Source organism: Reichenbachiella sp., assembly GCF_965233835.1.
Classification (GTDB): Bacteria; Bacteroidota; Bacteroidia; order Cytophagales; family Cyclobacteriaceae; genus Reichenbachiella.
In genome coordinates, this window is record NZ_OZ247585.1 from 2,044,458 (window position 1) to 2,068,941 (window position 24,484).

The window sequence follows — 24,484 nt, forward strand, 5'->3', positions numbered from 1 at the left end:
GTCGGGGGGCATTCCCTTTTTTTATACCGCCTTCAAAGCAACGGTAAAGGTGGTGCCCTCGTTAGGGGCAGATTCCCAGGTTAATTTACCATCAAGCAGTTCAGTATACTTGGCCACAATAGAAAGGCCTAATCCTGTTGACCTCTCTCCGGCGGTGGGTTTGGCACTTAGTCTTTGAAACTTTTTAAACATCAATTGCTGATCTTCTTCTGTCATTCCAGGACCCCCATCGGTAAAATTGATGTGGTGATATCCATCCTTTTTTTCAACTCTGATCCAAATGGCTTCTCCCAAAGGAGAAAATTTGATAGCGTTGGAAAGGAGGTTTTCGAATACATGAAATAGATATTGTTCAAGACCTAATACTTTATGTTCGCCTTCGGTATCAAGTTGTAAAGTGATTTTTTTGTCGAGGGCTTGTTGCGTGTAGTTCTTAAGTACTTTTTCAAGTGTAGGAGAGAGATCTACCTCTCTAAAGTCTTCAGTAGATTTTGATTCTATACGTTCCACATCCAAAATCCTGGTAACCATCTTATTGAGTCTTCTCGATTCTGCCGCAATGTGCTTTATGGAGCCGACTTGGCTTTCTGTTAGATTTTCGTCCATGGCGAGTAGACCGGTAAGGGCCGTGATATTATTGATAGGAGCTCTAAGGTCATGTGACAGGATATTGATGAAGTTATTTTTTTCTTCATCTAATTCAAGTAGTTCATTGTTCCGCTTGCTAAGCAATTCATTTTGGTTTTCAATCATAGCTCGGTGAGCTGTTAGAATCTTATTGGCCTTGGATTTAATTTTACTTCTGTTGTACAGTGCAAATGCAACAAGAAACACAATGATCACGCATGCGATTAACATATTGGTGATGTACTCCTGTTGTTGGACCTGTTTTGATCGTTCTAGAAGCTCTCGATCTACTAATTCTTTCTCTTTGAGGAGGAGTACCATTTCCTCATCTTCTCCCTGAGAAATGCTTTCAATCAAATCATAAACATCATTACCCAAATATTTCTGTATGCCCTTGTTTCTTAAAATTTCGTATTCGGGGCTACTCAAGTATTCATTAATAGGGGTTTCCCAATCGCTGCCTTTTTTGAAAATTATACTAAATCCAAGTCCCTTTATAGGTAATACGGGCTGTCTTTTAATAGCCAGATTTTGGTTGAGTGCAATAAGGTAATTGGGAAGATCCATGTATCCAAATCTTCCGGGTTGTTCTAATATGCCACTTAGGATATCGTTGCTAGATTTTTTATAGATAATGTTAAAATCAATACCATGTTCCTCTCTAATGTTTTTGAGATATTGATCGTATGTGGTTTCCGTTACTGATACCGCAGTGTATTTGTCAAATTGTTCCTTAAATTCATTCAAGGAGCTTACTGTAGGTATAGATTTATCGGAAACAAGTACTTGAATGTCTGGAAAGTAGGGATCAGAGAAGCCTACTGACTCTTCACGGACGGAAGTTCTGGATATGATATCTAATCCAAATTCACCCTCCTTGGGGTTGTCCTTTATCAAACCGAAGACATATTTGAAGCTTTCTTGTGACTGCCAATCTAAATCGATTCGAATACCGTACTTATTCCAAAGGAAGTACTTGAATCCAACCATCATTTCATACTCAAGACCACGTAATGAACCGTCCGGTTCTTCTATGAGAAATGGTTCTGTGCTACGATAATATATAGTTACCGATCCCTCTTTTTTCTTTTGTATTTCGGCCCAGTCCAATCCGGAACAAGCTGCTTTCAAAAAACAAAAAAGACACAATATTGTAAAGAAAATGCTTCTAATTACCCTCACGAGTCAAAGATAGCCAATCTGCTCAGAGCAAAAATCTTTGCTAGGTTTTTATTGATACTCTTGCCCTGCGTGCTAAATTTCTGATACGATTCTTTGCAAAATCCAAATAATTGGAGTTTAACATATTATTTTTGTAGATTTAAAGCCGAGTGTATATAAAGCCGTAGTATTAGTTTTCAGCTATATGGATAAAGAATCAAATGAAATGCTAGGCGCCTTCGATGAATGGAAGGATGAAAAATCTACTCAAGAGAATATGACTGAAGACGTAAAGAAAAAAAGCGAATCTGTGACAGATAGCCCAAGCGCTAGCAGCTTCGATTTGTACAATAAGATATATAATGAGAATGTGTTGCTCATGTACAAAGGGGCTATCACATTTGACTTGGTTACCTCAGTAATTGAAACGCTCGACAGAAAAGTAAACATGACTGAGTCAGATAAAAAAGTACAAAAACTTTTTTATAGTGCAGCAGTTGAATGCGTGCACAATCTATACCATCATATGGATGAGGTGAAAGGTCACTTCAAGGAAATTTCAGAGCACGATGCAAAATCAGGGCTGATTACTGTAATTGCTAAAGAGAAATATTATAATATCATTACTGGCAATTTTATTCCTACCAAACATACCTATGATTTAAAGGATAAGATTGAGGAAGTAAATAATACAGACAAAAACGGACTGAGAGCTCTTTATAAGGAAACCTTAAGTAATGGAGAGTTTTCAGAAAAGGGTACTGCGGGACTAGGATTAATTCAGCTAGCTAGAAAAACTGGTGAACGTTTGAATTATAAGTTCGACAAAGTGAATAGTGAGTATTCTTATTTTACCTTTCAGATCAAGATCAATAGAGTCTAAGTTTTTCAAAAATTTTAAAAATGAAATCCCGCCTTATGCGGGATTTTTTTATTTCAATTTTGACTCAACAAAGGCTTGTGCTTCGAGGGTTTTATGCACTGGACAAGCATTGGCTATTTGAAGCATTCGCTCTTTTTGCTTGTCATCGAGATCTCCCTCCAGTGTGATGATGCGCTCAAAGACATCTACTTTTTGAGATTTTTCTTCGCAGCTTTCACAAGCTTCCTTGTAGTCCTTCTCGTGTCTAACTTCAACTCTAATTCTTGTTACATTCCATTCTTTGCGCTTAGCATATAGGCGTAGGGTTATTGAAGTGCAACTGGCAAGGGCACCACACAGTAGGTCATAAGGAGTTGGACCTTTGTTCAATCCACCGATTTCTACCGGTTCATCTACAAGTCCCATATGGCCATCTGTACTTACTTGGGTAGTTAATTCATCTTTGGTTATTGCAACAGCGAAAGTGGACATGATTTATATGTTTGGTTCATTGTTAGAACACTATGAGTAATCAATAGTTCAAAATTCTGCTATTTTATGTACTCCTCTAAATATTGTCTAAGCTCCTTCGGTGAGCTTAGAAAGTGAGTTTTCTCTGGGTGATTAGATAATTTGATTATATCCCCACTCCCAGAGTATAGCATTTTCGTATTCGTTTTCATCAAAAGATTGTCAATTGTGTTAACGAACTTTTCCTTGCGGGGAGAAATAAACATGGTAAAGGTCAGATCAGATGATGTTTGTTGGCATATGATCTCAACATTTTCATGCGGTACATTGGAACCCAAGTAGTAGGTTTTCCAGCCGAGTTCTTTGGCTATGTAGTTTGCTAGCAATAAACCTATTTCATGATCTTCTCCTTCGAATAAAAAAAGTAACAAGCTTGGAGCATCAGAGTCAGCTACCGCTAGGTTTTCCGTCGCCGTTACAAGTTTTTGTCTAATAAGATTAGAAATAAAATGCTCCTGAGCGGGCATCGCCTTATTGATTCCCCAAAGCACTCCCACATGCTGAAGGAAAGGATATATCAGGTGAATGAATGCATTGACTAATCCATTGTTGCGGACGTGAGTGTTGAATACTCGGTTGAATTCCAATTCGTTCAAGTCAATCATTGAGATGGTTAGGGCATTAATATCTTCCTGATAGCTCTCTGATGCCTCAAGTAGTAGGTTGCCAACGAGTTTGTGAATTCTAACATCATCCATTGCCGCGACCTTTGAGATTTTATAGTCGTGCCTTAAGAGTATACCTACATTGATAAGCTTTTTCAATTGATCACCGGAGTAGTATCTAATATTAGTCTTGGTCCTGTGAGGCTTTATAAAATCGTACCTGCGTTCCCAAACCCTGAGAGAGTGTGCAGAAATACCCGTTAGGGACTCAACTTGTGCTACAGAATATGTGATCATGTCTAATTTTTATTAAGGTAAAGATGGACAATTTTTTTTTGTCATCTGGTTATACAACCTATTTGAGCGCATTTTGTTCAAAATGTCTAATAAAAAATTAAAAAAGTTAAACAAAAATATAAACCGTGCGTAAGATTGTCTAAGAAAAACAAAAATATGTTAGACATGAAAACTAAAATCTTATTATCTCTTTTGTTATTATTCAGTGTTTCGTTCTTCATGGTAAGTTGTGATGACGATGATGATGGTATGAATGATGATTCATCAAATAATATTGTAGCCGTTTTACAGGCAAATGATTTCAATATTTTAGCGGCAGCTGCCACACAAGCTGGATTGATTGAAACATTACAGGGTGATGGACCTTTTACAGTGTTTGCACCAACTGATGCAGCTTTTGTTCAATTGCTGGCAGATTTGGGAGTTGACGGCCTGGGTGACATTTCAAATCTTGACTTAGTTGAAATTTTGACCTACCACGTGGTGGCGGCAGAGGTGTTTTCCGCCGATGTGACTGACGGAGATGTAACTACAGTGAATGGGGCTGATATCACATTAGCTACTACTGATGGTATTACCGTCAACGGAGCCTCTGTGGTTTCTCCATTTGATTTGGATGCCTCTAATGGAGTTGTGCACAGTATAGATAAAGTATTAATTCCAGATGGTTTCGAACTATCTCCAACCAAAGATATTGTTGAAACTGCAGTTGCGAGTGGATACAGTTCTCTAGCGGCGGCTTTAACAAGAGCAGATTTGATTAGCGCACTCGAAGCAGATGGGCCATTCACAGTTTTTGCTCCTACAGATGAAGCATTTGCTTCATTGTTAACTACTATTGGTCAGGAGAGTATCGATGACGTTCCGGTAGACGTACTCACTGAAATCCTTAAATATCATGTGGTGAGTGGATCGGTACCCTCTTCAGCTGTAACTGCAGGGAATGTTGCGACCTTGCAAGGTGACGAAATTACTTTGGCCACGGAAGGTGGCATTACTGTGAATGGTGCAAAAGTTATAAGTCCATTTGATGTAGAAAGTACCAACGGTATTATCCACACTATTGATGCGGTACTAGTACCAGAAGATATATTGGCTTTCGTAGGCACTATTTTAGAGCCTGCTTATTTCAACAAAAATTTCACAACATTGATTACGGCGGCAGTAAAAGCTGATCTTGTTACTACACTGTTGGATGCAGAAGCACTGACGATTTTTGCCCCTACAAATGATGCTTTTACGGCTTCTGGGATTGATCTCGATGCGGCAACCTCGGATGAAGTAGCAGAGATTTTGAAGTATCATGTAGTGGGTGACAAATTACTCAGTTCTCAGTTATCGGCTAGTGAGACCACATTACAAGGTGATGATATCTTTTTCTCCTTATTGGATGATGGAAATTACATCAACGGATCTTCAGAGATCACTACTGTAGATGTAGAATCAGGAACGGGTGTAGTACATGTTATTGATGATGTATTGGAGCCAGCAGCAGGAACAATAGTAGATGTAACCTCGGCACTCGCAGACGATGGATCGTTCACCTCCCTTTTAGCCGCTCTTACGAGAACAGCAGGAGACGGTTCGCCAGAGGATTTAGTAGCTGTGCTGAATGCAACAGGACCGTATACGGTATTTGCTCCTACGGATGCCGCATTTACTGGGCTATTGAATAGTAATGAGTCATGGAATACATTGAACGATATTCCAATTGCTACACTGGTAGATGTTTTGAAATACCATGTGGTCTCTGGTAGAGTGTATGATGTAGACTTGGCTGGGGCACTTACAGCAAACAAAGTGGCCTCAGTAGAAGGAACGGACTTAACATTTGATTTAGCAGAATTGACCATAAACACGAGTGCGAACATCACTGGTACCAATGTTCACGCTACGAATGGTGTAATACATGTGATCGATGAAGTATTGTTGGTCCCTTAAAGAAAACGTAATTGGTTATTGTAGAGTGAAGGTCGAGGGCGAGACGCGCCCTCGATCCTTTTAAAATTTTAGAGATATGTTCAAAAAATATTTTCAAAAATCCGCAAAACGAAAGCTAGAGAAAAAGTACGCAAAACTATTAAAAGAGGCTCACCGTCTATCAACAGTTAATAGAGTACTGAGTGATCAGAAAATAGCAGAAGCGGATCATGTACTCCAACAAATAAATTCTTAATCCCTACAACTATGATATCATTTTTCAGAAGAAAATCGAGGTCAACGAAAGAAAGACTTGAAGAACGTTATGATAGAATTTTATCAGAAGTTCATGAGTTTACCACTCAAAAAGGAATATTTATTGATCAAAGATTAGAACAAAAATTGGCAGAGGCTCAAAAAATATTTCATCAACTGTCTAAACTGTAGTTATGGCTTTCTATCAATATTACAAAGCGCAAGTGGTTGATGCAAGGAGAGAAGAGTTATGGGACTTTATTTCCACTCCAAAAAATCTCAAACGAATTACTCCGGATCACATGGGGTTCGACATTACATCCTCCCATGCCGCAGATAAAATGTATGAAGGAATGATTATTTCTTACAATGTAAGCCCCTTGCCTGGATTTAAAACTGAATGGGTAACCGAAATTACTCACATTAGAGAGGGAGAATTTTTTGTGGATGAGCAGCGTATAGGACCTTATACGATGTGGCATCATCAGCATATTTTGGAAGAGATAGATGAATTGGTTGTCATGAAGGATATCATTACCTATCAGCCTCCATTTAGTATTTTGGGAGCATTGGCTAATTCCCTTTTTATTAAGAAAAAATTGGATGAAATTTTCGACTATAGGGAGAAAGCGATTGATGATTATTTTGGAAAGGTTGATACCGCACATATGACACTTGTGTGAATTTTAATATCTTAAAGTATGAAGGTATTACTCACGGGAGCTACAGGCTATATTGGTAAAAGGTTATTATTGGAGTTAATCCGAAAGGGTCATCATGTAGTATGCTGCGTGCGTGATAAAAACCGTTTTAATCCTCCTGAGGCGGTGCAAGAGAACTTGCAGGTATTAGAAATTGACTTTCTCAATCCATCTGCTATATCCACCATTCCCAATAACATAGATGCGGCTTATTACCTGATGCATTCCATGAGTGCGGATGCTAATTATGAAGAACTGGAGTTAAAAGTGGCCAGTAATTTTATGAGGCTGATTGAGAATACCGGAATCAAGCAGGTTATCTACTTAAGTGGTATTGTCAACGAATCAGGTTTATCTAAACATCTATCTTCTCGAAAGGCCGTGGAAAATAAGCTCTCTGAGGGAAAGTATTATCTGACCACTTTAAGGGCAGGTATCATCATCGGTTCGGGAAGTGCATCCTTTGAAATTATTCGAGACTTGGTAGAAAAGTTGCCTGTCATGATTACACCCAAGTGGTTGAATACCAAATGTCAGCCCATTGGTATTAAAGATGTAATAGATATTTTGTCAAAGAGTTTAGGTGAGGACAAACTTTATGGTCAAAGTTTGGATATTGGAGGACCAGATGTGCTTAGTTATAAGCAGATGCTTTTGCAATACGCGCAGGTACGCAGACTAAAACGCTATATTTTCACAGTGCCTGTTATGACTCCTCGTTTGTCTTCGTATTGGTTGTATTTTGTGACTTCGACGTCTTATAAATTGGCTACTGCCTTGGTCAGTAGTATGAAAGTAGAGGTTGTCTGCCGAGACAACCGAATCAACCAAATTTTGTCTATTCAACCTAAATCATATCAAGAATGTCTAAGGAAAACTTTCATGAAAATTGAGGATCATGAAATTGTTTCTAGCTGGAAAGATGCTTTGACAAGTGGTGTATTGACTCATCACTTGTCAGATTTTATGAATGTGCCGTCCTTTGGTTGCTTTACAGATCAAAGGAGCTCATTGATATCCAATCGGGAAAACACAAAAGATCGTATTTGGCAAATTGGAGGAGAAACTGGATGGTATCATGCTACCTGGCTTTGGCAACTAAGAGGCTTCATAGATAAAATTTTTGGTGGTGTTGGATTGCGCAGAGGCAGGACGCACCCAGACCAGCTAGCCACTGGAGATGCAGTTGATTTTTGGAGAGTGTTGCTTGCCGATAAAAATAAAGGTAGGTTACTGTTATTTGCTGAAATGAAATTGCCAGGAGAGGCTTGGTTGGAGTTTAAGTTTGTTGGCGATGAATTGGTACAAACGGCAACGTTTAGACCAAAAGGCATTTGGGGGCGCCTTTATTGGTATATGGTTTACCCTTTTCACGGTGTAGTTTTTAATGGGATGCTAAAAAAATTATCAAAATAGTATGGAAAATGTTGTATTCTGGTTCAGAAGAGACTTAAGACTTGAGGACAACACCGCTTTAAATGAAGCATTAAAATCAGGCAAACAGGTGCTCCCTTTATTCATTTTCGATCAGCAGATATTGAGTGAGTTGCCATGGAATGATGCCCGTGTTTCATTCATTTTCGACGAACTAAGCAAACTTCATCAGAAGTTAAGACAGCTTGGTAGTTCATTGTGTGTGCGACAAGGAGATCCCGAGGAAGTATGGAAGGAGTTTATGAATGAATTTGATATCCAGTCAATTTATGTGAATGAAGACTATGAACCCTATGCAATTCGAAGGGATGAAAGAATTAAGCAATTAACTGAATCTCAGGGAATTGATTTTTTTCAGTTTAAAGATCAAGTAGTTTTTGGACCAAATGAAATATTAAAGCCTTCGGATCACAAGCCGTATACGATATATACGCCTTACAAAAACAAATGGCTTGAGAAATTCAAGCAAACGCCAACTAAACCTTTGCCCGCCAATGATAAAAACCATTTTCTTAAAGTCAATCTTGAGTTTCCCACCCTTGAAAATATAGGGTTTCAAAAAAGTGAGATAGGGGTTAGGGCTTATGATTTGTCAAATCTAGCTCAGTATGAGCAATTCAGGGATTTCCCAGCGCATGACCAGACTAGTTATTTAAGTGTTCATTTGAGGTTCGGAACTATAAGCGTGAGACAAGTGATTGAGCAACTAGGAGCAGGGGATCAAGTTTTTTTGAGTGAATTGATTTGGAGGGAGTTTTTTATGCAAATTCTATTTCATTTTCCAGAAGTGATTAATGAAAATTTCAAAACTAAATATGACGGCATTGTTTGGAGAAATAATGAAAAGGATTTTGAAAAGTGGAAGAAGGGAGAGACCGGTTACCCTTTAGTCGATGCTGGAATGCGTCAGCTGAATGAAACGGGCTATATGCACAATAGGGTGCGTATGGTAGTGGCGAGTTTTCTATGTAAGCATTTGCTGATTGATTGGCGATGGGGAGAGGCTTATTTCGCCGAGAAATTGTTGGATTATGAGCTTTCATCAAATAACGGAAATTGGCAGTGGTCTGCAGGAACTGGTTGTGATGCAGCACCATATTTTAGAATCTTTAACCCCACAGAGCAACTCAAGAAATTCGATCCTAAAATGGAATATACAAAAAAATGGGTGACAGAATTTTTGCCACCCATGATAGATCATTCATTTGCCAGGAAAAGAGCTTTGGAAGTTTACAAAGCTGGAATCAGTTCAGACTAGGCAAAAGCTACGTTTTCTAATTTCCCATCCTCAAAACTTGTACACCTCATGGCATCCCTTAGTACGCCAGGTTTCAGCATGGACTTGTTGAGTAGCATTCGTACACACTCCTGAATACCTTCGATGATGGAAGGGTGGGGGTGAATCAGTTCTGCCAATTCTTCAATGCCCTTGTTCATGGAGATCAAGAGTGCAACAGCTTCGATGGAACTCGATGCATGTTCGCCAACCACGCGCATACCCAAGACCCTCATTTCTTCATCATTAGACACAATGACTTTGATAAATCCTTCGGTATTTCTCATAGCGATGGCCCTTGAAATACAACTGTAATCCAAGCTCACTACTTTGTGCGGAATGTTTTGTTCACGAGCCTTGATCTCATTCAACCCCACGCCAGCAACTTCAGGTGCCAAGAACATGATTGTTGATATGTTTTCATAAATCAGATCTTTTTCAGGCTCTCCAAATATCTTTTCGATAGAGTATCGCCCTTCGAGCTCACCTACATTCACTAATGCAATATCAGCGGTGATGTCACCTACAGCATAAATATTCGGAACGGACGTCTGAGTGAGATCATCGATAATACCTCTGCTATCCATATTGATTTTTACAGAAGCAGAGAGGAGATTTTCATAGTTAGGAATACGCCCAACTGATACTAAAGCTTTCTCGACATGAAAAATTTCTTTTGATCCATTTTCATATTCTAAAGTATAAACGACCATGCCGTTTTCTACTTTCATATCCATCAATTTGGAATTTCTATGAATCAAGACCTCCTTGCTTTCGAGGTTTTGTTCAATAATTTTTACAATGTCCTCGTCTTCAAAAGGTAGAATACGATCGCCTTTATCGATCATATGCACTTTAGTTTGCCCGAAGTTGGAGAAAATGGTAGCGAATTCACACCCAATCACTCCCGCACCTACGATCACCATGCTCTTAGGAAATTCCTTAAGGTTCTCTATGCCGTCGCTAGTGAGAATAATATTTTCATCAATTGGAATGTTGTCTAATTTTCTTGGCCTACTACCAGTAGCCAATATGATATTGTCAGCTTCTATCTCGAACTCGCCATCTTCAGTGCGTACTACAACCACATTCTCTCCAACGACCTTGGCGATACCTTGACGGAAATGAAAAAGATCGGCCCCTGCATTCAGGTTGATGTTGTGCATGTGATGCTCCAGCAGCTCTCTTCTTTTGCTTACTGCTTTATTAACCTCTTCTTTTAGAATCTGAAAATTATGCTTTGGCGTGGGTACATTGGTGGCTTTACAGTGTGATCGAAGGGCAAACGCTTCCCTGGAAAGTTCCCACCAGGTTTTACTTGAAAGTGCTCCATTGTGGATGCCAGCTCCACCAATCTTATTCTTCTCTATGAGTAATACTTTCTTTTTGAAATCTACCGCTCTCATCGCTGCAGCATACCCTGCTGGTCCACCGCCTATTACGCATACATCGTACTTATCCATGTTGAATATCAAGTTTTAAATTAGGGTAGCTGATTGAGTCCTATATAAAATTTAAGAATAAAAATTAATATTAGTAATAAAATGACACTTATATCTGATAAATCTCCTTCTATTTTAATTCGAGTAGGCAATTGTCATAATATGCTTATACTTGTATATCCTGAACTATTTGCATCCTAACCTTCATGTCAAAAATTACAAAATAAACTCCCGATGCTTAAGAGAAATATTGCAGCATTAATACTCACTATAGTGTCCTTATGCCTGTTGTACCCAGGGCTTACCAAGCCTATACTTCAGGTGGTAATCTCTGCTGAATTACCAATTATTGGAAAAACTACTTTCTACGAACAAACACAGAGTATCTTAGAAACAGTAGATACTCTGTATAATACTAATAACAAGTTTGTGGCCATTCTGATTTTCCTATTTAGTGTTATTATACCACTCACTAAAGGAGTGATTATTCTGGCGGTTCTGTTGGTGAAAAAATTTGCATTGAAGTCCAAGCTCTATCGGTTTGTATTCATCATAGGTAAGTGGTCCATGGCGGATGTTTTTGTAGTTGGTGTTTTTATGGCCTATTTATCTACACAATCCAATAGTTCGATTGAAGCCAATTTGCTAGAAGGTTTTAACTATTTCGCCTTTTATTGTATCCTATCCTTACTAGGAATTCAGATGACCACTATCGATAAACCTGAGACCCACTAATGCTACAAAAGCTTAAAATTCTTTGGATTACGCTATTAGGTATTTTTCTGACCTGTTTTTTATTGTTTGAATATATGGATGAGGGTTTGCCCGATGGTGAATTGGGTGATGAAGCTGATGCGATGGCTAAAAAAATGCTATCCTCAATAAACGATCGGGCTTGGCAAAGTACAGGTGCGGTAAGCTGGGGCTATGATGATCGAACCTATATATGGGATCGTAAGCGACATTTCACTCAGGTTAACTATGAAGGCAATCAAGTGCTACTCGATTTAAATAATCGTAGAGGGTATATTATTGAGAGCGCTGAGAGCCTGTCTGAAGAGAAAAAAGTTGAAGTATGTCATTGGGCTTGGAGGTATTGGTGTAATGATTCATTTTGGCTTAACCCTATAAGTAAGGTATTTGATCCTGGAACAGAACGGCGTGTAGTGGATTGGCATGGACAGAAAACATTACTCGTTACTTATACTTCCGGCGGGTCAACACCTGGAGATTCTTATTTATGGGTTTTGGATAAAAATGGCAGGCCAACAAGCTGGAAACTTTGGGTTTCTATTATTCCTATTGGAGGAATGAGATTCAGCTGGGATAAATGGGTGGAATTAGAAACTGGTGTGATGATATCTACCTATCACTTCAATACCGTCAAAACAATACCGTTACACAATCCAGTGGGTAAAACCGATTTATCCATGATGGTAGATGAAGATATTTTTGAAGTATTATCTGATCCCGAACAGCTGATTTCATTTTAAAAAATTGAACAAGCGCTCTAGATATAAACCATAACCTATTCGAACGCTTGCCAATTTTTGTTTCTTAGATTGCTTCCCCTTTATTTATTTTTTCTTCAATACCATCAAGGTAGTTGGCATAATTGGCTGGAGCCATCGCCTTTGTTTTGGCTAGATGTTTAAGTGCCTTTTTTGCGTTCCCATTTATGTATTCTGCTCTTGTTGCACCTAGATAGACATACCAGGTTTCTGGAAATTTCTTAACCATTTCATTGAAAAACTGTAAAGACATGTTATTCCTTCCTTGGTCAGATAATTGTTTGCCAACCCAATAATCACTTTGTACATTATTCATTAAAGGTATGGCTTCGGCCATTAGTTTATCCGAATCTTCCTTTTTGCCCAAAGCCCAAAGAATGGAAGATTTGGTACTCAAATTGGTAAAGTTTTTCGTGGCAGCATATCCTCCGTAGCCACCTTCAATGGAACGATTAATCCAGGTCAGTGCTTCATCTAAGTTTGTATTTCTGTTGAGGCACCACTGCGCTGCAGTATCCCAAGCCTCCCAGGCATAAGTGGTTTCGCCCCTAAGTTGATACCTAAAGCTGGCTAAAACTGTTTCATTTAAATCAACTCCTATCTGAATTGGGAGACTTAGTTTCTCCCATTCTATGGTGACCTCTAAGGTGCTATCCGTCCTATTTTTAAATTCAAAATCGAGTTGTTCAGAGTGTTCACTTTCTTCAGGGCTAATTTGTACACTCAGAATCACATCTTTCTCTTGATCCAGATAATAGCTCCCCCATAGATTGTCATTTTTTGAAAAGAGTAGTGTCCAGTCTTCAGAGGTAGGAATGGCATGCAAACCGTAGCTGCCAGCCTTTAATGATTGGCCTTCTACAAGTACATCAGTAGAAAAAGCAATGGTAGTATTCATATTCGCTCCAATCCGCCAAGGAATAGGGTCACCATTCATGGGAACGACCCCATTCCATATGTCACGTCCTTTTACAGCAGGTGTGTAATAGTTGATGGTTATGTCGGTTACGCCCAGACGCTGAGTTTCTGACACTTTGGGACTTGCCTGAGGCATATCTAATGAATGGTACTGCCCAAATGATAGTGTTGCAATCCCTAGCATTAAGCTGGATAATATAAGTTTCTTCATGATTTTGAGTTTTTAATACCAAAGTAAAGTTTGTTTTGATCCAAAAGTGGCCTTGCGATACAATCGTCAGATTGGGCAAGAAGAGATACACTTTTATGTCTGGCAATGGAGTTGGTAGCAATGAATGGTGCGTTTGTCCTAATAGATTAGTTTTTCAGGTGAGAAGGTGAAGGTGGGCAATGCTTGTGACCTAAATTCTTCATCTTTGCCTATAGAATCTATGCAAGAATTTAAGAAAGAATGGGCCTGGCATGTATTGTTTTGGTTAGGTTATTTACTGATCAAAATATTCATTGTAGAGTTTTTTAGAGAAGACTTTGGTGTAGTGCTGTTGGTAGAACTGATCAGTTTGCCGCTCAAAATGTTTCTGGTTTATGTTTTGATCTTTTTGCTTATTCCAAGGTATTTGCTCAATAAGCACTATTTAGAGTTTGCGGCTTGGTTGGTGATTTTGGTAGTCTTCGCTGCTTTTGCTCGCAGAGTTATGGATATCTATATCACCTACCCGATTAGTATGCTTTACTTTGATAAAGCTGATTTTTGGGATTTAGGCACTGCATTTCGAAATCTTGTATTTGTTTACCCTGTAGTAGGTTTGGGTACAGCCATTTACCTAATGTCGCATTGGATTAAGGATTACCAAATGCGTACACAGTTGCAGCAAGAAAAACTCCAGGCAGAACTAAAGTATCTAAAGGCGCAGGTTCATCCACATTTTCTATTTAACACCATCAATAATATTTATTCTTTGTCATTGGATCAGTCGCCAAAAACTTCCCAGGCCCTATTGGAGTTGTCAGATCTGCTGAGCTACATGCTATATGAATGCAATGTGGACAGAATCTCTCTAAAGAAAGAAATCGAACTCATTGAAAATTATATCAACTTAGAAAGACTACGTTATAGCGATCGATTGGAACTTCAGTTTAAAGTAAAGGGCGATTTGGATACGGTGAAGGTAGCTCCATTGATTCTGCTTCCATTTGTGGATAATTGCTTTAAGCATGGAGCAGGGGATAGTATTGCTGAATGTTTTGTCCATTTCAATCTAAAAGTTGAAAATCAAAAAATGCTTTTAGAATTAAGAAACAGTGTTGCCGAAGTTTCGGCAGATCCAGGTGGAAAATCTGGAATAGGTTTATCCAATGTGAAAAAGAGATTGGAGAGGGAATATCCCGGGCAATATCAACTGAGTATCAATCAAACTGATGAAACCTTTGAGGTGAAACTGACTATTGATTTAGAAGATGAAAAAGCTTAATTGTATCATAGTAGATGACGAGCCGCTTGCGGCCAAAGTTCTGGAGAAATATGTTCAGCGGCTAGACCATCTGAGTTTGGTTGGTACAGCAGAAAATGCGGTGCAGGCATTCAACCTGATAAATACCGAACGAGTCGATTTGATGTTTTTGGATATAAAAATGCCGCAAATTACTGGTATTGATTTTATGAAATCGCTCAACAACCCTCCGGCAGTTATTTTCACCACAGCGTATCGTGATTTTGCCCTAGAAGGTTTTGAAATGTCAGCAATCGATTACTTACTCAAACCCATTTCATTTGAAAGATTCATGAAGGCGATAGGGAAGATGAGTAATTCTAGTAACAACGAACTAATAACGATCAACGAAATCAGTAGCCAAGCTATAACAAGAGATTACATTTTTGTTCGTGAGGACAAACGGATGAAGAAGGTGATGTTGATAGATATCTTGTTTATAGAAAGTATCAAGGACTATGTTAAGATCATTACCCTAAATGGAACCGTATTGACCTATCTGAAAATGAATTATCTGGAGGAAAATCTACCGGACAACCAATTTGTCAGAGTTCACAAATCGTTTATTGTACGCATAGAAGCTATTCAAGGCTACTCAGCTACCGAGGCCGAAGTAGGAGATGTTGTTATTCCCATTGGCAGACACTACAAACAGAAAGTACATGAGGTTTTGAACGATTTAATTCTCTAATAGTCGAAGCTTAACTTTTTTTGAATATTTTAGATTATGAAATATTTGATGCTGTTAGGCCTTCTGACTTTGGTGCATGTGCTTCGTGCCCAATCAGATATTGAAGATAAGTACGAGCATAAGCAGGACACCAATTATATCGCATCTTATACTTCAGAATTGGATTTAACTACACGTTTTTACAATTCAGTAAAATTTTCAAGATATGTGCTTAGGGACAGCAGATACGAGGAGCGCCTTAGGTATGCTTCGAATGAAAATTTGATCATTGGTGTCGGAGTTAGCTATCGAAGAGCGACATTCAATCTGGGACTCAATTTCCCTTTTGTAAATAGCTGGGATGAAAAGGATAAAGGTAAAACCAAATATTTGGATGCGCAGATCCATTACTATTTAGACAAATTTGTTTTTGATGCTTGGTTGAGTACCTACAAAGGCTATTATTTGACCAATCCACACGAAACAACGACTCAAGATGAAATGGATTCTTCTTTTCCTATTCGACCAGAGATTAGAAATACCAACTTTAGTTTTAATCTCGTCAGAATTTTTAACAGTGAAAAGTTCTCCTTTCGGTCCGCATTTGCACAAGACGAATGGCAGAAAAAAAGTGCGGGATCATTTTTGTTGGGAATGGAATACAACATGATGTTTTCCAAAGGAGATAGCTCATTTATACCATTCAATACAAAAGAAACGGATTTTTTTGACGGATATGAGATCAATAAAAACGCAATCGTCAATTTGGGCGTAAGCGGGGGCTACGGACATACCTTTGTTGTAGCTCAGCATTTTTATTTTTCAATAGTTGCTACAGTTGCATTTGGAGGTTCGTTCACCGCCTTGGAATCATATGATGATACACAGGAGGATATTGATGGTTTGACATTTAATGTTAATTACTCCACAAAAGTTGGACTAGGTTATAATAGTGAGACATTTCAAGTAGGTCTGGCTACTGTGCAAACTTTTATGACAAACCATACGCCGTTGGATCACTCTAAAATCACAGAAAACCCGGGAAACGTACGAATAAACTTAATCAAGCGATTTGTACTGAATAAGCCAATTAGGCTACCTATTCTTAATAAAATACTGGATTAGTGCTAATAGTTGCAATGAAAGTTTGAATTCATTGAAAATGTTGTCAATTTTGACCTTCAATGAGCCGATCAGTGAAGAAGCTAAAACTAAAAGCAGATTATAGCTATGATTTTCATCTGATAGGTATCATTTCTCAATCCAAAGACTATACAGTTTCGTGGGCTATCAACAAAGCGCTAGGCATTGGATTGAGTAAAGAGTCAGATCTTGAAGTGGATTTGAAAAATGCTGAAAAATTAATTGTTTCAAACTTCGTTTTTGAAAATGACTTTCGGCGTTTTACTCTTCTGGCTAACAAGGTTTTGACTGAGACTGCAATGACCCAAAAACTATTTGTTCCGTCTCTGGGAACTTTTGATTTTTTACTGAAGATAGAAGAGTTTGAAGAAACCTCCGATTTGGAAATGCTCTTCTCAGCGCTTAGACGGTCTGAAAAGATCGATTCTATCGTGAAGTTGGATGTGAATAAAATCAAGGAAAAAGAGAGTTTTTTATTCTAAACAAACACACATATTGATGCAATCGAAACGGGCGAAAATCATTGCCACACTGGGTCCGGCAAGTGAGGAAAAGGAAGTTATCATACAATTGATTGAGGCTGGGGCGGATGTCTTTCGACTCAATTTCTCTCATGGTACACATGATGATCACTTACAAAGGATCAACATGATCAATGAAATTAACGAGGAGTTAGGAACTAATATTTGTACGCTACAAGATCTTCAGGGGCCGAAGATCAGAATTGGGCAAATGGAAAATGGAGAAGCTGAGATTGTACCTGGGCAGCAGTTAATCATTAGTACCGAAGATGTGATGGGTACTAGCGACAAGGTGAGTACTACCTATAAACCATTAGCAACTGATGTTGTACCAGGAGATTTGATTTTAGTAGACGATGGAAAGTTGCAGCTTAAAGTGACTTCTTCAGATGGCAAGGACGTGAAGACTGAAGTAGTACATGGCGGTATGTTGAAGTCTAGGAAAGGTATTAACCTGCCAAACACAGCAATTTCTGCACCCTCATTAACTGAAAAGGATCGCGAGGATTTAGAATTTGGTTTGCAGCATGACGTACAATGGGTGGCACTCTCTTTTGTAAGAAATGCCAAAGACATTCATGAATTAAGAGATATTATCGACGCTAGGGGCAAGCAAACTAAAATTATTGCCAAGATAGAGAAGCCTGAGGCAGTGGCAGACATAGACGAAATTATCGAGGCGACGGATGCCATTATGGTGGCAAGAGGAGATTTGGGTGTTGAGGTGTTGATGGAAGACGTACCGATGATTCAGAAAAGAATTACCAGTAAGTGTAACAAACTTGGTAAACCAGTCATAATCGCTACTCAGATGCTGGAGAGCATGATAGACAATCCAAGGCCAACTAGGGCAGAGGCCAACGATGTGGCCAATTCTATTTTAGATGGTGCCGATACGGTCATGCTATCTGCCGAGTCGGCTTCAGGAAGTTTTCCTGTTGAATCCGTTCAGGCGATGGCCAATTGTATTTCTGCAGTGGAAGAAAGAGCCAGCGTCGTTTTTAATAAGTTTTGGGAAGATAATCAAAGCGCAACCGCTAAAAACGATATGCTTGTCAAGTCTGCCTGTCAGCTCAGTAAGTCTGTTGGAGCCAAGGCAATTATCGGTATGACCAAGTCAGGATATACCGCCTTCAGTTTAGCGAAAAACAGGCCAGAAGCTGATATTTATATATTCACCAGCGACAAGCATTTGCTCAAAACTGTCAATTTGATCTGGGGAGTAAAAGGCTTTTACTATGACAAGCAGAAGCCAATTGATGAAACATTCGACGAGGTACTGGAGATATTGAAAGGCAAGGGTTTGGTTGAAGCAGGTGATGTGTATATCAATACTGCTTCGATGCCACTGCACTGGCAAGAAAGAACTAATATGATGAAACTGGATGTGGTAAAATAATTACCACATTCATAGATTCAGATACCCAAATTTTATAGTTTTAAGCCCTCATTTATTGATTTCTTTTATCAAATAAAACCGGCTTGTTACGACTATTAAAATTCGCCCTATTTTGTCCGTTAATTGTGCTTCTTGCTTCGCAAGCAAAGGCTCAGGATGATCAGTCAGATTTCTTAAAGGCAAAGCAATATTTCTCAGAGGAGAATTACACGTTTGCTATGGATTATTTCCGCCGATTGGCGGGCAACAATCAAACGCATGCCTTCAAAGATTATGCAGCTTATTATTATGGGTTGTCTGCCTATCGCAATGGAGATACCACAAATGCCAAGGCCATGTGGCTGCAGATGGACGAGCGCAACAATGATTGGAAACAAATCAAAGAGGTTCGTCATTTTCTAGCAGAGATTTATTTTGCTGAAAAGAATTACGAGCGAGGTGCATATTTTGCGAAAAAATCAGGTTTGGATGATTCCAAAGCTTTGATGAAGGAAAACTTGGTCGAAGTCGATAGTTTGCCGATCCTTCAACAATTAACTGAACAGTTTCCAGATGACGAAATCATAGCGAAAGTAACTGCTGGCAAAATCAATGATCAGCAGATGTCAGATAGAGACTTTCAATTACTCAATAGGCTAGTTAACCAATTTGATTTGGATAAGTCAACTTATGGTTTGCCGGAAATAGGTGAGAGCGAGATGAAAGAGTCCTACAATGTCGCAGTTTTGCTTCCATTCATGTTTGAAGATCTGAGCTACACCGCACGAATTGAAAGGAATAAATTTGTAATGGAATTGTATGCTGGTATGTTGATGGCTACAGACTCATTGAACTTGGAGGACAAATACCTGAACGTTTTTCCTTACGATACCAAACGAAACACAGAAATCACTGAAGCCATATTTGATCAACCAGAGATGCAATCCATGGATTTGATTGTCGGGCCGCTTTTTCCAGGACCCTCTAAAGTGGCTAATAATTTTAGTTTTGAGAACCAGATCAATATGATCAATCCACTCATTTCTAATTCTGAATCCATTCAAAACAATCCATTTGCATTCTTGTTTAAAGCAGACACTGAGACTCAGGCTTTGGTTGCTGCTCAGTTAGCTATTGATAGCCTGACGAACAAGTATGCGATGATATTTTATGAGAACAATGAAAGGGACTCATTGAGCGCTTATACTTATAGTCAACGCATCCAGGAAGCTGGATTTGAAGTGTTGATCAACGCTGCAGTAGTGGATACTACAGTACGTCAGGCTTATGACTTACTAACCGAAAAATATGAGGTGGGTTATTCGGAAGATCAGGTAGATTCTGTTACGGCCATGATTTTGCCAGGTGAAGAGCGATTCATTAAAGAAAGAAAATCTAGCATTACTAAAGACAGTATAGAGTACTACGAAGAATTTTTCACGTTGGCGCCAGACAGTATAGGGCATATCTATGTGGCTTCATCCAAAGCTTTGTTCGCTTCAAATTTTATTAGTGCATTGTCAATTCGTGCAGATAGTACGGTTCTCATTGGACGTGGTAATTGGAAGGAGTTTCCTACGCTAACTTTGGAAGAAATGGAAAGGTTGGGTATTTATTTTATAGATCCAGAATATGTGGACTTGAGCAACCCAACTTTTAAGAATTTCCGAAAGTCATATTTGAAGAGCTATAAAACCGAACCATCTTTCAATGCCATCATTGGCTACGAGATGATGTATTATGTGGGCAACATGCTGAAAGAATATGGGCACTATTTTCAAAAAGGAAACCCTGATGTCGGATTTGTAAAAGGGCAGTTGCTTCAGGGAACTGAGTTCAATTTCAGAAATAGTAATCAATACGTGCCTATTACGATATTATCAGATTCAAAACAAAAAGTAGTTAATCCAAAGAGTAATGGACAAAACCAATAGTCTCAGAAGTTTTAAGTTAGCACAGAGCCATATACCAGGTGGAGTAAATTCTCCAGTACGGGCATTTAAGGCCGTGGGAGGAGAGCCTATTTTTATGAAGTCTGCTAAAGGTGCTTATATGCACGATGTAGATGGGAATAAATACATTGATCTGATTAACTCTTGGGGACCTATGATCCTAGGGCACGGAAAACAGCAGATTGAACGTGCAGTAATTGACGCAGTGAAAAAATCCCTTTCCTTTGGTACACCTACGACTTCGGAAATTGAAATGGCTGATTTAATAGCCAATATGATGCCTAGCATTGAGAAGGTGAGAATGGTGAATTCAGGCACCGAAGCGACTATGTCTGCGATAAGATTAGCCCGGGGATTTACTAAAAGAGATAAGATTATAAAATTTGAGGGCTGCTATCATGGACATGGCGATTCATTCTTGATAGCAGCAGGAAGTGGAGCCGCAACTATGGGCGAACCCGACAGCCCTGGAGTAACTAAAGGAACAGCTCAAGATACCATTACTGTGCCTTTCAATGATTTGGAAAAGGTGCAAGAAGTGGTGATGGAAAATCCCAATCAAATTGCAGCGATTATACTCGAACCAATTGGTGGAAATATGGGGTGTGTGCCACCCGTTACTGGATATTTAGAAGGGTTGAGAACACTTTGCGACGAAAATGATATTGTACTCATTTTCGATGAGGTGATGACGGGATTCAGAATATCCAAAGCAGGCGCACAGCAATATTATGGGGTAAAACCAGATTTGACTACCCTCGGAAAAATCATTGGAGGAGGGATGCCGGTTGGAGCTTACGGTGGAAGAGCAGATATCATGAGTATGGTGTCTCCAAGTGGGCCGGTTTATCAGGCAGGTACACTCTCTGGAAATCCAGTAGCCATGGCCGCTGGATTGGCGATGTTAAAGTATTTAAATGAAAATACTGAAATCTACACGCGTTTAGAAACCATGACTGAATACATCGTGCAGGGAATTAAATTGAATGTATTGAAGTTAGGATTGAAATACACAGTGAATTCGGTGGGATCGATGTTCAGTCTGTTTTTTACAGATGAAAAGGTGATCGATTTCGAAGGTGCAAAAAAGTCTGATCTCAATATGTTCGGTAAGTACTTTAATTCGATGTTGGAAAAAGGCATTTATCTGGCGCCTTCTCAATTCGAAACTTTGTTTGTGTCATCGGCTATTGATGAGATAGAAGCAGATTTGATTATTCAGGCCAACTACGATTCTTTGAAGGAGATTCACAAGCGGTAATTGTCTCAGTTAGAACTAAATAGTGAGCTTGACGAAAATTTCGAAGAACGAATCACCTACTTCGCAGATGTGATTCTGCCTATTCCTCTTCCAGGAACCTACACTTACCGTATTCCCAAAAACCTTGAAGAGCATATTGAGCGAGGCAGTCGGGTAGTCGTTCAGTTTGGCAAGAAGAAAATACTAACTGGTGTAGTTAAAGAGGTACATCAGACTGTTCCAAAGGTCTGTGAAGCTAAATATGTCTTAGATAGTTTGGATCACGCACCTGTGGTGAATTCATATCAACTGGATTTTTTTGCATGGTTGGCACAATACTACATGTGTACCATTGGTGAAGTACTCAATGCAGCCATGCCAAGTGGACTTAAGCTTACTAGCGAGTCTTTAATTCAACTTAACCCGGAGTCGGATGTTTTTCGACCTGAAGTGGAGTATTCAGAAAAGGAATTAACGATTTTAAACGCCCTCAGGGGTAGCGATCGTTTGAGCTTTGACCAAGCGTCTGATGTACTCGGTATAAAAATGATTCATCCGGTACTTAAGTCGCTGTTGCAAAAGGAAAGTATTCTTTTGTTTGAACAAGTCAAGGACAAGTTCAAACCCAAAACAGTCAAAACCATTAGGTTGAGTGATCAGTTTTTGGAAGATGAGTCAGCCATGCAGTTGCTGTTTGAGCAACTTGAAAAGAAGCAAAAACAACAAGCCATTCTACTCAAATATTTGAGCTTAACCCGAATAGATGAGGGGGAGGCAGAAGACAAAGAAGTATTAAAATCTAGTTTGTTGACTGGAGACCTTTCCGCTTCTTCATTAAAGACACTGGTGAAAAATGAGATTTTTGTTGAAAATGAAAGGGTCATCTCAAGACTGGATGAAATAGATGGTGAACTACAAGAAAATCATTCACTTTCACCTGAACAGGCAAAAGCAAGGTCAGCTACTCTTGAGGCTTTTATAAAAAATAAACCTGTGCTTTTGCATGGAGTAACGGGTAGTGGAAAGACAGAGATTTATATCAATCTTATACAGGATGCCTTGGAGAACGGAGGCCAGGTGCTTTATCTACTTCCTGAAATAGCTTTAACTACTCAGATTGTTTCCAGACTACACAAAGTGTTCGGAAGTGTACTAGGTGTGTACCATTCGAAATATTCAGATAACGAAAGAGTTGAGATTTGGAATGGGGTAAATCAAGGCAAAATCAATTTGGTTGCTGGTGTTCGATCCTCTGTTTTTCTACCTTTTGATAATCTAAGTCTCATTATTGTTGATGAGGAGCATGAGTCTTCCTTCAAGCAATATGAACCAGCCCCTCGCTATCATGCGCGTGACGCAGCTATTTGGTTAGCCCATTTGCATCAGGCGAATGTACTAATGGGGACAGCTACACCTTCCATAGATAGCTACCAAAATGCATTAGATGGAAAGTATGAATTAGTGGAGCTCGGCCAGCGATTTGGAGAAGGCAAGTTGCCTGAATTCGAACTAGCAAATATTCTCACTTCTCGCAAGAGTAAAAGAATGAAAGGAGACTTTACTCCAGAGTTATTGGAAGGCATCAAGGTAGCCTTAGAGAAGAAGGAGCAGGTTATTGTATTCCAAAATCGAAGGGGGTACTCGCCATATTTGATATGTAACGACTGCAACCATGTGCCTAAATGCCAAAGCTGTGATGTGAGTTTGACCTATCATATGCATAACAATGTGTTGATTTGCCATTACTGTGGTCATAAAGAATCTGTGCCAGCCATTTGTGATGCTTGTGGCTCAACTGCAATCAGAACGGTGGGATTTGGTACGGAGAAATTGGAGGAGGATTTGAAACTGTTGTTTCCGGAAGCACATATCCAGCGGATGGATCAAGATACCACACGTAGTAAGTACAGCTATCAGCATATCATTGATCGCTTCGAACGTGGAGAGACAGATATTTTGGTAGGTACCCAAATGTTGAGCAAGGGGTTGGACTTTGATAAGGTTTCGTTGGTTGGTGTTTTTGACTACGATCGAATAGTACATTTTCCTGACTTCAGATCTCACGAACGTGCCTTCCAACTCATCACACAAGTGAGTGGTCGAGCAGGACGAAAAGATGATAAAGGAAAGGTTATTTTGCAGACGGGAGAGCCTGATGAACCCCTGCTGTATAAAATTAGAACAGGAGATTATAAATCTTTCTTTCAAGCAGAAATCCTGGAGAGACAAAACTTTCAATATCCTCCATTCTACAGGTTGATCAAGGTCATTCTGAAGCATAAAGAGAAGAACGTACTCCAGGCCGCTTCTAAGCAGTATGCGAGTCGTTTGATTGGAGAATTAGGACGGCAGCGAGTATTGGGCCCCCAGCAGCCAGTAATTTCAAGAATTCGAAATTTGTATATTGAAGAGATTTATATCAAAATCGAAAAAAAGAAAATAAGCATCAATAAGGTTAAGGAACTAGTATATAAATTGGGCTTAGAGGTCAAACAGCATAAAGACTATAAAATGTTAAGGCTTTATTTCGATGTAGATCCTGTATAGCTT

At 39.2% G+C, this 24,484-nt stretch carries 22 protein-coding genes; 17 read left to right on the plus strand and 5 right to left on the minus strand.

The window, feature by feature from the left end; translation table 11 throughout:
* Positions 1 to 21: 21 nt before the first annotated feature.
* Positions 22 to 1,758, minus strand: a complete 1,737-nt coding sequence (locus ACO6S2_RS08795) for an ATP-binding protein (RefSeq protein ID WP_422362125.1) — start codon at positions 1,756 to 1,758, stop codon at positions 22 to 24.
* A gap of 235 nt (positions 1,759 to 1,993) precedes the next feature.
* Between ACO6S2_RS08795 and ACO6S2_RS08800 the strand changes: the two genes are divergently transcribed.
* A complete protein-coding gene (locus ACO6S2_RS08800) occupies positions 1,994 to 2,671 on the plus strand; it encodes a SiaB family protein kinase (RefSeq protein ID WP_422362126.1) in 678 nt (225 codons plus the stop codon).
* A gap of 48 nt (positions 2,672 to 2,719) precedes the next feature.
* Here ACO6S2_RS08800 and ACO6S2_RS08805 read toward each other — a convergent pair whose 3' ends face one another.
* Entirely contained in the window at positions 2,720 to 3,142 is a 423-nt protein-coding gene (locus ACO6S2_RS08805; RefSeq protein ID WP_422362127.1) for an OsmC family protein, read from the minus strand.
* 59 nt (positions 3,143 to 3,201) lie between these two features.
* Complete coding sequence (locus tag ACO6S2_RS08810; protein WP_422362128.1) at positions 3,202 to 4,083, minus strand: MerR family transcriptional regulator; 882 nt, start codon at positions 4,081 to 4,083, stop codon at positions 3,202 to 3,204.
* 165 nt (positions 4,084 to 4,248) lie between these two features.
* Here ACO6S2_RS08810 and ACO6S2_RS08815 point away from each other — a divergent pair, with 165 nt between their 5' ends.
* The 6 genes from ACO6S2_RS08815 to ACO6S2_RS08840 all read left to right on the plus strand — a co-directional run bounded on the left by ACO6S2_RS08815 (position 4,249) and on the right by ACO6S2_RS08840 (position 9,651).
* On the plus strand, positions 4,249 to 6,024 hold the full coding sequence (locus ACO6S2_RS08815; protein WP_422362129.1) for a fasciclin domain-containing protein: 1,776 nt from the start codon (positions 4,249 to 4,251) through the stop codon (positions 6,022 to 6,024).
* A 76-nt stretch (positions 6,025 to 6,100) separates the two neighbouring features.
* Positions 6,101 to 6,259: a Lacal_2735 family protein gene (locus ACO6S2_RS08820; protein ID WP_422362130.1), complete on the plus strand. Its 159-nt coding sequence runs from the start codon at positions 6,101 to 6,103 to the stop codon at positions 6,257 to 6,259.
* Between the two features lie 11 nt (positions 6,260 to 6,270).
* Positions 6,271 to 6,450, plus strand: coding sequence for a hypothetical protein (locus ACO6S2_RS08825; RefSeq protein WP_422362131.1), 180 nt, complete (start codon positions 6,271 to 6,273; stop codon positions 6,448 to 6,450).
* A gap of 2 nt (positions 6,451 to 6,452) precedes the next feature.
* The gene (locus ACO6S2_RS08830) at positions 6,453 to 6,941 is read left to right on the plus strand and encodes an SRPBCC family protein (RefSeq protein ID WP_422362132.1); all 489 of its coding nucleotides are present in this window, start codon (positions 6,453 to 6,455) and stop codon (positions 6,939 to 6,941) included.
* An 18-nt stretch (positions 6,942 to 6,959) separates the two neighbouring features.
* Complete coding sequence (locus tag ACO6S2_RS08835) at positions 6,960 to 8,375, plus strand: SDR family oxidoreductase (RefSeq protein ID WP_422362133.1); 1,416 nt, start codon at positions 6,960 to 6,962, stop codon at positions 8,373 to 8,375.
* Between the two features lies 1 nt (position 8,376).
* Positions 8,377 to 9,651, plus strand: a complete 1,275-nt coding sequence (locus tag ACO6S2_RS08840) for a cryptochrome/photolyase family protein (RefSeq protein ID WP_422362134.1) — start codon at positions 8,377 to 8,379, stop codon at positions 9,649 to 9,651.
* Here the strand turns inward: ACO6S2_RS08840 and ACO6S2_RS08845 are convergent.
* Positions 9,648 to 11,132 carry a dihydrolipoyl dehydrogenase family protein gene (locus ACO6S2_RS08845; protein WP_422362135.1) on the minus strand — a complete coding sequence of 495 codons (1,485 nt, stop codon included), beginning with the start codon at positions 11,130 to 11,132 and terminating at the stop codon, positions 9,648 to 9,650. The genes ACO6S2_RS08840 and ACO6S2_RS08845 overlap by 4 nt on opposite strands.
* 213 nt (positions 11,133 to 11,345) lie before the next feature.
* Between ACO6S2_RS08845 and ACO6S2_RS08850 the strand changes: the two genes are divergently transcribed.
* The gene (locus ACO6S2_RS08850) at positions 11,346 to 11,846 is read left to right on the plus strand and encodes a paraquat-inducible protein A (RefSeq protein ID WP_422362136.1); all 501 of its coding nucleotides are present in this window, start codon (positions 11,346 to 11,348) and stop codon (positions 11,844 to 11,846) included.
* Positions 11,846 to 12,604, plus strand: a complete 759-nt coding sequence (locus ACO6S2_RS08855; protein WP_422362137.1) for a hypothetical protein — start codon at positions 11,846 to 11,848, stop codon at positions 12,602 to 12,604. The genes ACO6S2_RS08850 and ACO6S2_RS08855 overlap by 1 nt, the downstream gene beginning before the upstream one ends.
* A gap of 64 nt (positions 12,605 to 12,668) precedes the next feature.
* Here the strand turns inward: ACO6S2_RS08855 and ACO6S2_RS08860 are convergent, their stop codons facing one another.
* Complete coding sequence (locus ACO6S2_RS08860; RefSeq protein WP_422362138.1) at positions 12,669 to 13,751, minus strand: DUF2911 domain-containing protein; 1,083 nt, start codon at positions 13,749 to 13,751, stop codon at positions 12,669 to 12,671.
* A 205-nt stretch (positions 13,752 to 13,956) separates the two neighbouring features.
* Here ACO6S2_RS08860 and ACO6S2_RS08865 point away from each other — a divergent pair, with 205 nt between their 5' ends.
* The 8 genes from ACO6S2_RS08865 (at position 13,957) to priA (ending at position 24,481) form a co-directional block, all read left to right on the plus strand.
* The gene (locus ACO6S2_RS08865) at positions 13,957 to 15,012 is read left to right on the plus strand and encodes a sensor histidine kinase (RefSeq protein ID WP_422362139.1); all 1,056 of its coding nucleotides are present in this window, start codon (positions 13,957 to 13,959) and stop codon (positions 15,010 to 15,012) included.
* Complete coding sequence (locus ACO6S2_RS08870) at positions 14,999 to 15,721, plus strand: LytR/AlgR family response regulator transcription factor (protein WP_422362140.1); 723 nt, start codon at positions 14,999 to 15,001, stop codon at positions 15,719 to 15,721. Before ACO6S2_RS08865 ends, ACO6S2_RS08870 begins: the two co-directional genes overlap by 14 nt.
* Before the next feature lie 36 nt (positions 15,722 to 15,757).
* On the plus strand, positions 15,758 to 16,825 hold the full coding sequence (locus ACO6S2_RS08875; RefSeq protein WP_422362141.1) for a DUF4421 family protein: 1,068 nt from the start codon (positions 15,758 to 15,760) through the stop codon (positions 16,823 to 16,825).
* A 59-nt stretch (positions 16,826 to 16,884) separates the two neighbouring features.
* Positions 16,885 to 17,325, plus strand: coding sequence for an IPExxxVDY family protein (locus ACO6S2_RS08880; RefSeq protein ID WP_422362142.1), 441 nt, complete (start codon positions 16,885 to 16,887; stop codon positions 17,323 to 17,325).
* A 16-nt stretch (positions 17,326 to 17,341) separates the two neighbouring features.
* Positions 17,342 to 18,763 carry a pyruvate kinase gene (gene pyk / locus ACO6S2_RS08885; RefSeq protein WP_422362143.1) on the plus strand — a complete coding sequence of 474 codons (1,422 nt, stop codon included), beginning with the start codon at positions 17,342 to 17,344 and terminating at the stop codon, positions 18,761 to 18,763.
* Positions 18,764 to 18,846: 83 nt separating this feature from the next.
* The gene (locus ACO6S2_RS08890; RefSeq protein WP_422362144.1) at positions 18,847 to 20,676 is read left to right on the plus strand and encodes a hypothetical protein; all 1,830 of its coding nucleotides are present in this window, start codon (positions 18,847 to 18,849) and stop codon (positions 20,674 to 20,676) included.
* Positions 20,660 to 21,955, plus strand: a complete 1,296-nt coding sequence (gene hemL, locus ACO6S2_RS08895) for a glutamate-1-semialdehyde 2,1-aminomutase (protein WP_422362145.1) — start codon at positions 20,660 to 20,662, stop codon at positions 21,953 to 21,955. Before ACO6S2_RS08890 ends, hemL begins: the two co-directional genes overlap by 17 nt.
* On the plus strand, positions 21,956 to 24,481 hold the full coding sequence (gene priA, locus ACO6S2_RS08900) for a replication restart helicase PriA (RefSeq protein ID WP_422362146.1): 2,526 nt from the start codon (positions 21,956 to 21,958) through the stop codon (positions 24,479 to 24,481).
* Positions 24,482 to 24,484: the final 3 nt, after the last annotated feature.

Bases quoted from the DNA above. Each gene is read 5' to 3' on its own strand.
- ACO6S2_RS08800 (WP_422362126.1), top strand. From the start codon at position 1,994: ATGGATAAAGAATCAAATGAAATGCTAGGCGCCTTCGATGAATGGAAG.
- ACO6S2_RS08805 (WP_422362127.1), bottom strand. From the start codon at position 3,142: ATGTCCACTTTCGCTGTTGCAATAACCAAAGATGAATTAACTACCCAA.
- ACO6S2_RS08810 (WP_422362128.1), bottom strand. From the start codon at position 4,083: ATGATCACATATTCTGTAGCACAAGTTGAGTCCCTAACGGGTATTTCT.
- ACO6S2_RS08815 (WP_422362129.1), top strand. From the start codon at position 4,249: ATGAAAACTAAAATCTTATTATCTCTTTTGTTATTATTCAGTGTTTCG.
- ACO6S2_RS08820 (WP_422362130.1), top strand. From the start codon at position 6,101: ATGTTCAAAAAATATTTTCAAAAATCCGCAAAACGAAAGCTAGAGAAA.
- ACO6S2_RS08825 (WP_422362131.1), top strand. From the start codon at position 6,271: ATGATATCATTTTTCAGAAGAAAATCGAGGTCAACGAAAGAAAGACTT.
- ACO6S2_RS08830 (WP_422362132.1), top strand. From the start codon at position 6,453: ATGGCTTTCTATCAATATTACAAAGCGCAAGTGGTTGATGCAAGGAGA.
- ACO6S2_RS08835 (WP_422362133.1), top strand. From the start codon at position 6,960: ATGAAGGTATTACTCACGGGAGCTACAGGCTATATTGGTAAAAGGTTA.
- ACO6S2_RS08840 (WP_422362134.1), top strand. From the start codon at position 8,377: ATGGAAAATGTTGTATTCTGGTTCAGAAGAGACTTAAGACTTGAGGAC.
- ACO6S2_RS08845 (WP_422362135.1), bottom strand. From the start codon at position 11,132: ATGGATAAGTACGATGTATGCGTAATAGGCGGTGGACCAGCAGGGTAT.
- ACO6S2_RS08850 (WP_422362136.1), top strand. From the start codon at position 11,346: ATGCTTAAGAGAAATATTGCAGCATTAATACTCACTATAGTGTCCTTA.
- ACO6S2_RS08855 (WP_422362137.1), top strand. From the start codon at position 11,846: ATGCTACAAAAGCTTAAAATTCTTTGGATTACGCTATTAGGTATTTTT.
- ACO6S2_RS08860 (WP_422362138.1), bottom strand. From the start codon at position 13,751: ATGAAGAAACTTATATTATCCAGCTTAATGCTAGGGATTGCAACACTA.
- ACO6S2_RS08870 (WP_422362140.1), top strand. From the start codon at position 14,999: ATGAAAAAGCTTAATTGTATCATAGTAGATGACGAGCCGCTTGCGGCC.
- ACO6S2_RS08875 (WP_422362141.1), top strand. From the start codon at position 15,758: ATGAAATATTTGATGCTGTTAGGCCTTCTGACTTTGGTGCATGTGCTT.
- ACO6S2_RS08880 (WP_422362142.1), top strand. From the start codon at position 16,885: ATGAGCCGATCAGTGAAGAAGCTAAAACTAAAAGCAGATTATAGCTAT.
- pyk (WP_422362143.1), top strand. From the start codon at position 17,342: ATGCAATCGAAACGGGCGAAAATCATTGCCACACTGGGTCCGGCAAGT.
- hemL (WP_422362145.1), top strand. From the start codon at position 20,660: ATGGACAAAACCAATAGTCTCAGAAGTTTTAAGTTAGCACAGAGCCAT.